This is a genomic window from Colwellia echini, assembly GCF_002843355.2.
Taxonomy (GTDB): Bacteria; Pseudomonadota; Gammaproteobacteria; order Enterobacterales; family Alteromonadaceae; genus Colwellia; species Colwellia echini.
Genome location: NZ_PJAI02000015.1, coordinates 92663 through 105538, shown reverse-complemented (window position 1 = coordinate 105538; position 12876 = coordinate 92663). Strand labels below are relative to the sequence as shown.

General features: G+C 37.9%; 13 protein-coding genes and 1 rRNA gene. 10 read left to right on the top strand and 4 right to left on the bottom strand.

Annotation, left to right across the window (positions count from 1 at the left end):
* From rrf to CWS31_RS12950, 10 genes are all read left to right on the top strand, one after another.
* Nucleotides 1–92 (top strand): 5S ribosomal RNA (gene rrf / locus CWS31_RS12995); the annotation flags it as partial.
* Nucleotides 93–1186: 1094 nt separating this feature from the next.
* Nucleotides 1187–1573, top strand: coding sequence for an ATP synthase subunit I (locus CWS31_RS12990; protein ID WP_101342687.1), 387 nt, complete (start codon nucleotides 1187–1189; stop codon nucleotides 1571–1573).
* 42 nt (nucleotides 1574–1615) lie between these two features.
* Nucleotides 1616–2401 (top strand): F0F1 ATP synthase subunit A, encoded by a 786-nt coding sequence (gene atpB / locus CWS31_RS12985; protein ID WP_101342680.1) that lies wholly within the window; start codon nucleotides 1616–1618, stop codon nucleotides 2399–2401.
* A gap of 165 nt (nucleotides 2402–2566) precedes the next feature.
* A complete protein-coding gene (atpE, locus tag CWS31_RS12980) occupies nucleotides 2567–2803 on the top strand; it encodes a F0F1 ATP synthase subunit C (protein ID WP_011040932.1) in 237 nt (78 codons plus the stop codon).
* A 47-nt stretch (nucleotides 2804–2850) separates the two neighbouring features.
* Nucleotides 2851–3321, top strand: a complete 471-nt coding sequence (gene atpF / locus CWS31_RS12975) for a F0F1 ATP synthase subunit B (RefSeq protein WP_101342679.1) — start codon at nucleotides 2851–2853, stop codon at nucleotides 3319–3321.
* A 12-nt stretch (nucleotides 3322–3333) separates the two neighbouring features.
* Nucleotides 3334–3867, top strand: a complete 534-nt coding sequence (gene atpH / locus CWS31_RS12970) for a F0F1 ATP synthase subunit delta (RefSeq protein ID WP_101342678.1) — start codon at nucleotides 3334–3336, stop codon at nucleotides 3865–3867.
* A gap of 15 nt (nucleotides 3868–3882) precedes the next feature.
* The gene (gene atpA, locus CWS31_RS12965; protein WP_101342677.1) at nucleotides 3883–5424 is read left to right on the top strand and encodes a F0F1 ATP synthase subunit alpha; all 1542 of its coding nucleotides are present in this window, start codon (nucleotides 3883–3885) and stop codon (nucleotides 5422–5424) included.
* A gap of 38 nt (nucleotides 5425–5462) precedes the next feature.
* Nucleotides 5463–6326: a F0F1 ATP synthase subunit gamma gene (gene atpG / locus CWS31_RS12960; RefSeq protein ID WP_101342676.1), complete on the top strand. Its 864-nt coding sequence runs from the start codon at nucleotides 5463–5465 to the stop codon at nucleotides 6324–6326.
* Nucleotides 6327–6427: 101 nt separating this feature from the next.
* Nucleotides 6428–7813, top strand: coding sequence for a F0F1 ATP synthase subunit beta (atpD, locus tag CWS31_RS12955; protein WP_101342675.1), 1386 nt, complete (start codon nucleotides 6428–6430; stop codon nucleotides 7811–7813).
* 59 nt (nucleotides 7814–7872) lie between these two features.
* The gene (locus CWS31_RS12950) at nucleotides 7873–8295 is read left to right on the top strand and encodes a F0F1 ATP synthase subunit epsilon (protein ID WP_101342674.1); all 423 of its coding nucleotides are present in this window, start codon (nucleotides 7873–7875) and stop codon (nucleotides 8293–8295) included.
* A gap of 129 nt (nucleotides 8296–8424) precedes the next feature.
* Here CWS31_RS12950 and CWS31_RS12945 read toward each other — a convergent pair whose 3' ends face one another.
* From CWS31_RS12945 to CWS31_RS12930, 4 genes are all read right to left on the bottom strand, one after another.
* Nucleotides 8425–9384 (bottom strand): phosphotransferase, encoded by a 960-nt coding sequence (locus CWS31_RS12945; protein ID WP_101342673.1) that lies wholly within the window; start codon nucleotides 9382–9384, stop codon nucleotides 8425–8427.
* A gap of 54 nt (nucleotides 9385–9438) precedes the next feature.
* Nucleotides 9439–10083, bottom strand: a complete 645-nt coding sequence (gene pnuC, locus CWS31_RS12940; protein ID WP_101342672.1) for a nicotinamide riboside transporter PnuC — start codon at nucleotides 10081–10083, stop codon at nucleotides 9439–9441.
* Nucleotides 10083–10349 carry a hypothetical protein gene (locus CWS31_RS12935; protein WP_101342671.1) on the bottom strand — a complete coding sequence of 89 codons (267 nt, stop codon included), beginning with the start codon at nucleotides 10347–10349 and terminating at the stop codon, nucleotides 10083–10085. Before CWS31_RS12935 ends, pnuC begins: the two co-directional genes overlap by 1 nt.
* A gap of 98 nt (nucleotides 10350–10447) precedes the next feature.
* Nucleotides 10448–12640 carry a TonB-dependent receptor gene (locus tag CWS31_RS12930; protein ID WP_101342670.1) on the bottom strand — a complete coding sequence of 731 codons (2193 nt, stop codon included), beginning with the start codon at nucleotides 12638–12640 and terminating at the stop codon, nucleotides 10448–10450.
* Nucleotides 12641–12876: the final 236 nt, after the last annotated feature.

Below are 12876 nucleotides of genomic sequence, written 5' to 3'. Positions count from 1 at the left end.
CCCACCTGAATCCATTCCGAACTCAGAAGTGAAACGCAGTTGCGCCGATGGTAGTGTGGGAGTTCCCATGTGAGAGTAGGACATTGCTAGACTTCTAATTTGAGCGAAAGCTCTGAAAAGCCCGCAACATTGTTGCGGGCTTTTTGCTTTTTAGCATTTAAAAAATACCACGTAGGAAGCTGCCCTGCAGGTGACACAAAAAACGTAGTTTTTTGTTGTTACTTAACTCAACTTATTGATAGATAAATATACGAGACATAAACATTCAGGTGCTCTAATCTTTTCGCCTGCAGGGCAGCCTCCTACGTCGTGCTGTAGGTTGCAAATATTCAAACTTTTTGCTTTAAAGCATTTAAAAAATACCACGTAGGAAGCTGCCCTGCAGGAGACACAAAAAATGTAGTTTATGTTTGTTATTTAATTTTAACGTATTTATGAATATCCAAGACATAAAATATTCAGGTTGCTCTAATCTTTTCGCCTGCAGGGCAGCCTCCTACGTCGTGCTGTAGGACATTCTCCACTTCTAATTTGAGTGTGAACTCTGAAAAGCTCGCATCAATGTTGCGGGCTTTTTTGTTTTTTAGCATTAAAAAATACCACGTAGGAAGCTGCCCTGCAGGTGACAAAAAAACATAGTTTTGGTTGTTGCTTAACTTAACGTATTGATGAATATCCAAGACATAAAGTATTTTGGTGCTCTAATCTTTTCGCCTGCAGGGCAGCCTTCTACAGTTGTACTATAGGTTGTAATAATTCTGGTGATTGAATTTTTGTAGGGGAATTTATTCGGGCTAATTAAGCAAGTTCTAACTATTGTTCGGTTAATCAGTTGTTACTTTATATATAAGAAACGCAACAGCGTTGATAATAGTGTGACTTATGTTTGTGTAATATTCATGGGGTGAATTAATTTGTGGATAAGTATTTATCTTGTTTTTTACATTTTTGATCAATATTTCGTTTGCTTCAGATTGATAATACCTGCAGTATCTTTGATTATTAGCTAAAACATGTGTTTGATGAATATTTAGAATAAATCGCACAAATATAGGGCGTACTTTGCCCTTATATCTTGCAATAATAGACAAGTTAAGTATACTTGCGAAAGTTTTTAGACTTAAAGTTTTTACTTTAAAAAAACAGTGTGACATACGAATAAAGTCGTATATTGAAATATTTAATTATGGCTAATGAACTTACAAAACCAGGTAGACGATTTGCGTATATGCAAACTACTTTGATCACGGTAATTTCACTGATTGTTATACTAATAATATATATATTTTGGGGTGTTGAATCTGCAAAGTCTGCCTTGCTAGGTGGGATTGTTGGGATAATTCCTAATTTATTTTTCGCATATAAAGCATTCAAATATGCTGGTGCGAGATCGTCCAAGAAGGTTGTAGAATCTTTTTTTAGTGGCGTAAAGCAAAAAATGGCAATAATGGCCGTACTTCTTGGGTTAACCCTCAAGTTTGTAACTATAAGTCCACTTCCATTTTTTAGCCTATTTTGTTTGGTTATGGCTCTACCGATAATAACGCCTTTTATTATCAAGCAGCAGCGGTAATTTACTACTATTTTTTTAAACTTTAATAATTGGGAAATTAATATGTCATCAGGTGCTGAGTTAACCAGCCAAGAATATATTACACACCATCTAGCGAACTTGAAAGTAGGTGAAGGCTTTATGGCTGTTCACTTAGATTCAATCGGTTGGTCTATATTCATGGGTTTGGTTTTTATAACAATCTTTCGTTCAGTTGCTAAAAAAGCAACTCCTGGCGTGCCAGGTAAGCTTCAATGTGCAATTGAAATGATTGTTGGTTTTGTTGATGAAAGTGTTAAAAGCACGTTTCATGGCAAAAATGCGTTAATAGCCCCATTAAGTTTGACTATATTTGTTTGGGTTCTATTAATGAACGCAATGGATTGGGTTCCTGTTGATTTGATACCGCATCTAATTCATTGGGTTACGGGTATGCCTTTAGCTGACATTTATATGAAACCAGTTCCGACAGCGGATCCAAATATTACTTTTGGTTTAGCATTAGGTGTATTCATATTAATAATCTACTATTCAATCAAAGTGAAAGGCTTAGGTGGCTTTATGAAAGAGCTAACGACTCAGCCTTTCGGTCATTGGTCACTATACCCAGTAAACTTTATTCTTGAAACAGTAACAATGCTAGCGCGTCCTTTATCATTAGCATTACGTTTATTTGGTAACTTATATGCAGGTGAGTTAATCTTCTTGCTTATTGCGACTATTGGTTTATTCCAATTACCAGTGCATTTTTTATGGGCAGCCTTCCACTTGTTGGTAATCCCATTACAAGCGTTTATTTTCATGATGCTAACTATTGTATATCTTAGTTTAGCGCACGAAGATCACTAATTCTTCTGGAAAGAATTTAAACGACTGAGGTCGGCCCTAGGGTGAAGGGTAGGATGCCCATAGTACTAAATTTGACTAAGGTGGTTATAAATCTCAATTGAGAATTAACCTTCTTTATCAAAAAAGAAATTTTTAAACTTTAACTTTAAACAATCGGAGATAAAAATGGAAAACTTTGGCTTAATGTATATTGCAGCGGCTTTACTAATTGGTTTAGGTGCTCTTGGTACTGCTATCGGTTTTGGTCTTTTAGGTGGTAAATTCTTAGAATCTGCTGCTCGTCAACCAGAATTAGCACCACAACTACAAGTTAAAATGTTCATCGTAGCTGGTCTTATCGATGCTATCGCGATGATCGGTGTTGCTATTGGTTTATACATCTTATTCGTTAAAATTGGTTAATTTCACCACTTTTTTTTTAAACGAATAATTGATAGGAGGTACGCACAATGGATATTAATATGACCTTAGTTGGCCAATTAATTGCGTTTGTCGTATTTGTAATATTCTGTATGAAGTATGTGTGGCCACCAATTATCGGTGCCATTGAAGAACGTCAAGCAACTATTGCTGATGGTCTTGCCGCTTCAGACCGTGCTGCAAAAGATCTTGAGCTTGCTCAAGAGAAAGCTACAGCTCAACTTAAAGAAGCTAAAGTTCAAGCTGCATCTATTGTTGATGCCGCTAAAAAACATGAAGCTAAAATTGTTGAAGAAGCTGCTGGCAAAGCACAAGTTGAGAAAGAACGTATCTTAGCTGCTGGTCATGCGGAAATAGAAACTGAACGTAACCGAGCTAGAGAAGAATTACGCGCACAAGTTGCACTTCTTGCTGTAGCTGGTGCCGAGAAAATTCTCGAGCGTTCAATTGATGCCGCTGCACATAGCGACATCTTAGATAAACTCGTCGCTGAACTTTAAGAGGAAAGAGCTATGTCTGAATTGACAACCATTGCTCGTCCTTACGCTAAAGCAGCGTTCGATTTTGCTGTTGAAGCTAATGCAGTTGATAGCTGGTTAAGCCAGTTAACTTTTGCAGCTGAAGTTGCTAAAGATGAAACCATTATTGGTTATATCTCTGGCGGTGCTTCAGTAGAGCAAGCACAAATATTATTTTTTAATGTTTGTGGTGAGCAAGTAGATAGCAAATGTCAAAACTTTTTAAAAGTAATGGCAAGTAACGAACGTTTGTTGGTGCTACCACAAGTACTTGAACAGTTTATTGCCCTAAAGGCTGAACTAGATCAAGAAGTAACTGTGGATGTAACCTCTGCTGTAGAAGTAACTGCAGAGCAAAAAACAACAATTAGCGCCGCGCTTGAAAAGCGCTTGGCACGTAAAGTAAAGCTTAATTGTTTTGTTGATGCGAGTATCGTTTCTGGTTTGATTATTCAAGCTGGTGACATGGTAATAGATGGTTCCGTAAAAGGTAAATTGAACCGCTTAGCAACAACACTACAATCTTAGATAAGGGAACAGAGCATGCAACTGAATTCCACTGAAATCGCTGAACTGATCAAGAATAGAATTGAACAGTTTAACGTTGTCAGCGAAGCTCGTAACGAAGGTACTATCGTTTCTGTAACAGATGGTATTATTCGTATTAATGGCCTTGCCGATGTAATGCAAGGTGAAATGATCGAACTTCCTGGTAGCCGTTATGCTATCGCGTTAAACCTAGACCGTGATTCGGTAGGTGCGGTAGTAATGGGTCCTTACGCTGATTTAGCGGAAGGCCAAAAAGTTAAAGGTACTGGTCGTATTTTAGAAGTGCCAGTAGGGCGTGGTTTATTAGGCCGCGTAGTAAACACTCTTGGTGAACCAATTGATGGTAAAGGCCCAGTTGATAATGATGGCTTCTCTCCTGTAGAAGTTATTGCACCAGGTGTTATCGAACGTAAATCAGTAGACCAACCAGTACAAACTGGTATTAAGTCTATCGATGCTATGATTCCAATCGGTCGTGGTCAACGTGAATTAATCATTGGTGACCGTCAAATCGGTAAATCAGCGATTGCAATTGACGCTATCATCAACCAAAAAGACACAGGTATTAAATGTGTTTATGTTGCTATCGGTCAAAAAGCTTCAACAGTAGCGAACTTAGTTCGTAACTTAGAAGAACATGGCGCGTTATCAAATACTATTGTAGTAGTTGCATCAGCTTCTGAAGCTGCAGCATTACAATACTTAGCACCATACGCTGGTTGTTCAATGGGTGAATACTTCCGTGACCGCGGTGAAGATGCACTAATCGTATATGATGATTTATCTAAGCAAGCAGTTGCTTATCGTCAAATTTCATTACTTTTACGTCGTCCGCCAGGTCGTGAAGCATACCCAGGTGACGTTTTCTACCTTCATTCTCGTTTATTAGAACGTGCTGCTCGTGTAAACGAAGCATACGTTGAAAAATTCACAAACGGCGAAGTGAAAGGTAAAACAGGTTCATTAACTGCATTACCAATTATTGAAACGCAAGCGGGTGATGTATCTGCTTTCGTACCAACAAACGTAATCTCAATTACCGATGGTCAGATTTTCTTACAATCTAACTTATTTAACTCAGGTATTCGTCCTGCTGTTAACGCTGGTATTTCTGTATCTCGTGTTGGTGGTGCTGCGCAAACGAAAATCATCAAGAAACTTGGTGGTGGTATTCGTATGGCATTAGCACAATATGCTGAATTAGCAGCTTTTGCTCAATTTGCATCAGATTTAGATGACGCGACTCGTGCTCAATTAGAACATGGTCAACGTGTAACTGAATTAATGAAGCAAAACCAATACAGCCCATTAACGGTTGCTGAAACAGCAATATCATTATTTGCCGCAGAAAAAGGTTATTTAGCCGACGTTGCGATCGATAAGATTGTTGATTGTGAAGCTGCGTTACATGAGTATGTAAATACTGAGCATGCAGCGTTGATGGCTACTATCAACGAAAGCGGTAACTACGATAAAGATATTGAAGATAGTTTGAATAAAGTGCTTGAGTCATTCAAGTCTACTCAAAGCTGGTAATTCAGTCTTTAATTAAGTAACGTTTTCGGAGAAGAGTCATGGCCGCTGGTAAAGAAATAAAAACCAAGATTGCGAGTGTTAAAAATACTCAAAAGATCACAAGCGCTATGGAAATGGTTGCCGCTAGTAAAATGCGTAAAGCGCAAGATGGCATGGCAGCCTCTCGTCCATATGCGACAAATATACGAAATGTGATCGGTCATATCGCGCTTGGTAACTTAGAATATCGTCACCCTTATATGGTTGAACGTGAAGCTAAGCGTGTTGGCTATATTGTCGTCTCAAGTGACCGTGGCTTGTGTGGTGGCTTAAATATGAATTTATTTAAGAAAGTACTTGCTGATGCTGCTGAAAAGCAAGCATCAGGTGCTCAAGTTGAGTTTGGTGTTGTTGGCGCAAAAGCCGCATCATTTTTCAACAACATGGGCGCTAAAGTAACTGCACAAGTATCAGGTTTAGGTGATTCCCCTTCACTAACCGACTTAGTTGGTAGTGTTTCGGTAATGCTTGAAGCTTATGATAACGGTGAAATTGATAGACTATACGTTGTGTATAACAAGTTTGTTAATACCATGACGCAAAAACCGACAATTGATCAATTGTTACCTCTACCTAAATCAGATGACGAAGCAATTAGTCATCGTTGGGATTATATATACGAACCTGATGCTAACGTATTGTTAGACCAGTTATTAGTTCGTTATGTTGAGTCTCAAGTATACCAAGGTGTTGTTGAGAACATTGCTTGTGAACAAGCAGCTCGTATGGTTGCAATGAAAGCTGCAACTGACAACGCGGGTGATTTAATCGACGATCTACAATTGGTTTACAACAAAGCGCGTCAAGCTTCAATCACTCAAGAATTGGGTGAGATTGTTGCTGGTGCAGCTGCGGTAGGGTAAAAAGAATAGTTCGGCAACGAATTAATCTGATAACAATTTCGTAATTTAAAGAAAAGTTAGTTCAAGCTGAGCTTAGCTAACTTAAATTAAGAGGAATAAACATGAGTACAGGTAAAGTCGTCCAAATAATTGGCGCAGTTGTGGATATTGAATTTCCACAAGATGCCGTACCTCAGGTATATGACGCATTAAAAGTAACTGAAGGTAACCTTGCAGGTTTAGTACTTGAAGTTCAACAGCAGCTTGGTGGCGGCGTTGTACGTACAATTGCAATGGGTACTTCAGACGGTTTGCGTCGTGGACTGAATGTAGAAAATACAGGTCAAGGAATCCAAGTTCCAGTTGGTGTTGAGACTTTAGGTCGCATCATGAACGTACTTGGTGAGCCAATTGATGAAGCTGGTCCTATTGGCGAAAAAGACCGTTGGTCTATTCACCGCGAGGCACCTGCTTACGCTGAACAATCAATGTCTAACGAATTGTTAGAAACAGGTATCAAAGTAATCGATTTAGTTTGTCCATTCGCTAAGGGTGGTAAAGTTGGTCTTTTCGGTGGTGCTGGTGTTGGTAAAACAGTAAACATGATGGAGCTTATCCGTAACATCGCAATCGAACATAGTGGATACTCAGTATTTGCTGGTGTTGGTGAGCGTACACGTGAAGGTAACGATTTCTATCACGAAATGAACGATTCTAACGTACTTGATAAAGTATCGTTAGTTTACGGTCAAATGAACGAGCCTCCAGGAAACCGTTTACGTGTTGCCTTTACTGGTTTAACTATGGCTGAAAAATTCCGTGACGAAGGTCGTGACGTATTATTCTTCGTAGATAACATTTACCGTTATACACTTGCAGGTACTGAAGTATCAGCACTACTTGGTCGTATGCCATCAGCCGTTGGTTACCAACCAACACTTGCTGAAGAAATGGGTCTACTACAAGAGCGTATTACTTCAACTAACAAAGGTTCAATCACTTCAATCCAAGCGGTATACGTACCTGCGGATGATTTAACTGACCCTAGCCCTGCAACTACTTTTGCGCATTTAGATGCAACAGTTGTATTAAGCCGTGATATTGCTTCGCAAGGTATCTATCCTGCGATCGACCCACTTGATTCTACTTCACGTCAACTAGATCCATTAGTAGTTGGTACTGAACATTATGAAACAGCACGTGGCGTTCAAACAGTATTACAGCGTTACAAAGAACTTAAAGATATCATCGCCATCTTAGGTATGGATGAGTTATCTGAAGAAGATAAGCAAGCGGTATCTCGTGCACGTAAGATCCAACGTTTCTTATCTCAACCGTTCTTCGTTGCTGAAGTATTTAACAGCGTACCAGGTAAATATGTTTCATTAAAAGATACCATCGCAGGCTTCAAAGGCATTTTAGCTGGTGATTATGATGACTTGCCTGAACAAGCGTTCTACATGGTTGGCAGTATTGAAGAAGCTATCGAGAAAGCTAGCAAGATGTAATCATCTAGTAAGTACTTCTGCTTAGTAGAAGTACTTACAGTATAAAGAGGTCGAGTCAAATGGCATTATTAACTGTAAATCTGAGTGTAGTAAGTGCAGAAGAAAGTTTATTTTCTGGTAGCATTAAATCACTACAGATCACAGGTAGTGAAGGTGAGCTAGGTATTATGCCTGGTCACGCACCTTTACTGACCTCACTGAAACCTGGTATGGCACTAATCACCAAAAAAGATGATAGCGAAGAAGTTATTTATCTTTCAGGTGGTATGTTAGAAGTTCAACCAAATAGTATTATCGTGTTAGCTGATGTTGCAACACGTGCAGATGATTTAGATGAACAAGCTGCTCAAGAAGCTAAGAAACGCGCTGAAGAACACATGAACGCCAATGGCGGAGATGTTGACTTTGCAAAAGCTGCTGCAGATTTAGCTCGTGCGGTTGCACAATTACGTGTTATTCAAGCGAGTAGTAAAAAAAGCTAATACAATCAGGTTTAGTGACTTTTGTTAAAAAAGTGAATACAGATACTGATAATAAAAACCGCATTGCTTTTTGAGTAACGCGGTTTTTTTATGTCTGTAATTTATGGACAATACCAATACCAAAATTTATTAATGCTTGAGACTCGTTCTTAATAGCGATAATAGGCTGGGTGTATTAATTGAGTTTTGAATAGATAACTGGTCAAAAGTAGATATTTGTTGTTTAGCTAAGACTGTAAATTTTATTTGCAAAGCGGATGGTATTAAGTCGCTTATTTGACTCAAGTACCATAATGCGTTAATTAGCAAACTAGCGAGAGCGTACCAAAGAACTAAACTTGTATTAACATTATGCTTAGGTACTAACTTTAGGTATTCGTTAATTATTTCGTCAAGCTTATCAACGGCAATATTATTAACAGCAATAAACATCGCAATATCGAATTCAATAGGCGCTAGTTGGGCGCATTCAAAATCAATTAACCAAGAATTCCCTTGAATATCAGTAATGATATTACTGTAATTAATATCACCATGACAAAGCACGTCAATGGTTCCTGAAAGCGATTTTTGGCTAGCAATTGATGCATCTATAATCTGAGTTGCTTCTCCTATTATCGTCCGTTGTTGAGTTGTTAAGGCGTTATTACAAGCTAATAAGTCTTCAACAGTTGCCGCAATATCTAAAATGGTTAGGTTATTAAATTTCTCAGATATATATTCAATGGGTTTTATTTGATGTAACTGTGACATCAGTGAGAGAGCGAGAGGTTTCTTGTTATTATAGTGTGCACTACTATTTGCGTAATTATTTGCAACCGCGATGCTATCGATAAAATCAGTAACTAACCACATATCATCATGATATATAACGATAGGACTTAGTTTCAGTTTTGCGGAAATAATACTACAAAATACTTCTTTGTTAGCAGTTGCGGTATGCAGTTTTTTGACAAAAAAAGTTTGGTTTATCGTTACCACCTTGTAGCAAGTATGGCTCAATCCCTCAGATAGCAGTGTAATATCTAAAATGCCATTAAAACAAGGAAGGGCTTGCAGGGCAGTCAATTCCGAGGTTCTAAGTGGCATTATAATCTCTAGGGTTAAGTGATAATTATTCGGAGGTAGTAGTTAGGTTGAGATTTAACTAACGGTTGTAGACTCTAAATCATCGGAGTTTACTTGGTAACTTCGTAACCATTTTATATAACCATAGCAAGCAATAACAACAAAGATAACAAACAATACGGTAGTTGGTATTAAACCTTTTTCAATGTATAAATAGATAGAAACAAGATCAATAACAATCCAATAGAGCCAGTTTTCTAATACTTTCTGGGTAACTAAATAAGTACTAAATACCGCAAAAACAGTAGTAAAAGTATCCAAATATGGAAAGCTAGCAGAAGAGTAATTATCAACCAAATAACCAAGAGCTAAGGTTATTACCACTAGCCCAGAAGATATTTTAATATGTAAACTTAACGCCCAACTGGTAATGGGTAATTCATCGTTGCGACTGTCGTCTCTAGTTACCGGATTAGACCATTGCCAATAGCCGTAAACTGCCATTAATAGATAATAAGCACTTAATGCACTGTCCATTAATAATTTAACATCAAAGAATATAACAGTGTATATAGCCGTACTTATAAAAGCTGCTGGCCAGCACCAAATATTACCTTTAGCGACTAATATTACGTAAGCAAGTGACAACAACATGGCGATTAACTCAAGCCAAGGTAGGTGTGAAAAGTACGCTGATACATTGTTAATTATTTCTGACATTAGCTTTCCGCTTCAACTTCTGAACGATCACCATTAATAAATTTACAAACAAATACAGCAGCCCCAGTGGTTGAATGTACATGTTTAATTTCAGCCATAACATTTGAAACAGCAAGATCATAATCGCCAAATACCTGGGTACTCATACCGTTAGTGATCACTTGCAAACCCTCTACAGAACGTAATCTTCTGATAAAAGCCCAAATTTCAGTTTTGTATTGCTCTTCTGCTAATGGATATAAACTTAATTCAATCGATATTTTCATAACTTACCTTTCTGGGTTAATTTATTAATAAATATAAAAGAGATCCGTCTCTTTTAAACGTTACTTGAATACAAGAAGTATTAATAATTCAAACATACTTAAAATTGATAATCTAACGTAGCCCCAAACACTAGCGGTTCAGCAAGTTGGGTATATGCTTTAGGAGTATAACCATCTCGTGGATCATTAGGGAAATAAAAACCACGGTTCTCATATTCTTCATCAGTTAAATTACGCCCCCAAAGTTTTACTTGCCAGTTATCCTGTAAGTACGATATTGATGCATTAAGCATAGTAACAGGGTCTGACTTTATATCTGCATCAGGAATAGCTGCGCCGTCATAGTAACGAGTATCAGAGAAGTAGTATTCATCTTTACCATCTAGTGAAAGGTTAAATAACCAATGATCAGTCGGCTGATAATTAATGCCTACGTTAAACTGATAATTAGGTGCATGAGCTTGTTCTTCCCCATCTAATGATTGGCCGTCAGCGTTAATAAAATCATTAAATTCAGTTTTGAGTAAACCCAAAGAACCATATACATTTATTTCGTTGTTTATATGCCAAGCGCCTTCTATTTCAACACCATAGTTGCTACCTGTAGCAGCATTACCTAGATAGCTAATAAACTCAGAACTGCCGTCGCTGCGAAGAATGGTTTTCGAGCTTTTAACTTGCATATCTTCACGATCCATATAGAAAACAGAGGTGCGGATATAAGCATCGTTATCAAGTAACGCGACTTTATAACCAATTTCATAGTTGGTTAAGTATTCAGGGTCAAAGCTACGTAATTCTTCAGGTAAACTACCATCGGTATTATGCCCACCAGCTTTGTAACCTCTATTGATTGAACCGTACCAAAGGGTATCTTCAGTTTGCTGGTAACTAAGTACTAACTTACCGCCTGTCATAGTGTCAGATATATCATCATCAAAAGCATCTGAATTATTATAATCAGCAGTACGGTTTTCAATACGTAAACCAGTGATTAATGATAAACGCTCTGTTAATTGAGAGTTCAATTCACCATAAAGTGCGATACTTTGACTTTTATTTTCTGAGTTGAAATCGGCCGATAAATAAGTATATTTACGGGTAAGATCTTCATCGTCTTGTTTAAAGTAAACACCTGTTACCCATGAAGTGGTTCCATTAAATATTTCTTGCCCTTCATTTGATAAAAGGCGTAACTCTGTGGTAAATACATCTTTATTACGGAAATAGTGATCGGTAGAAGAGTAACCGTCTACATCAGCTAAACAACCTGTAGGTGTAATACATGGGTCAGGTATGTAGCCATCCTCATCATCCATCCATTCATACTCACCGTATGCCCAATCTTCGTCATAGCCGTAAGCTAAATCAGAATTAGCACCGCTAAAAATAGCGATAAGCGTGGCAGTATCGAAACCTTCATAGGTGAATTTTGCCGATAAAGCACTGGTTTCTTGTGTATCAAAACCAGGCTCGTCTGAGTAGGTTTGTCTGGTGTTATCTAAAGAGAAGTTATCGTAACCATTTTTAAAGTCAAAGTAGAAGCCAGCAAGATCAATAGTCAAATCTTCAGAAGCCTCTATTGCTAATTTACCGCGTACTGATAATTCATCTCGATTATTAGTGTCATCGGCATCAAGATAAACGTTTTCAATGAAACCGTCACTAGTATGCTTATTTACCGCAAAACGATAATTAACTGCATCGCTAGCAGGGCCCGATAAAGCAACACCTAAATCGTAAGTGTTATAATTTCCGGCGGTTAATTGCATTGCGCCTTCAAAATCTTCTGTTGGTGCATTGGTGGTAATATTAATCATACCAGCAATTGCGTTAGCACCGAATCGCGTACCTTGAGGGCCACGAAAAACTTCAGCTTGGTTTACATCAAATAATGTCGCGATGCTACCAACACCAGTAAAATCAACATCATCAATAAGCATTCCAACTGACGGGTTAATAGTTTCTTGAAATTGACTGCGCTCACCAATACCACGTATTTGATAATAACGGGCACGTTGTGAGCCACCGGCATAGTTAACATTTGGGCTAATGGCAATCAGCTCTTCTAGATGCTGGGCATTACGTTGCTTTATTTCTATTTCTGTTAATACAGATACTGAGGTAGGAATTTTTTGTAAGTTTTGTTCACGAAAATCAGTGGTAACCGTAATGGTTTCTAATTTATCTGTGCTGTTTATTGCTGTATTTTTTTGTTCTTCAGCGAATGCAGTCAAGTTAAAAGTAGTGGCGGAAATAGCTAAATAAATAGCGGATTTGGTGAACGTCATAAAAATCTCATTAACAAAAAATAAGTGGCGGGGCGCACATGGAAGGTATTTTTGATGAATGAAAATATTTATCGTTAACCATCCCTATGCCAGTTCATCAATTAAATGGATGGACTGCCCAGGTTCAAAGGGTATATATCTCAGCAGCAGATTAATTGAGCATTCAAATAGTTGAACCTCAAATAACAGTGCACCCCTTGGTTTCACACTATTCTATCAAATATTTTCACTATAAT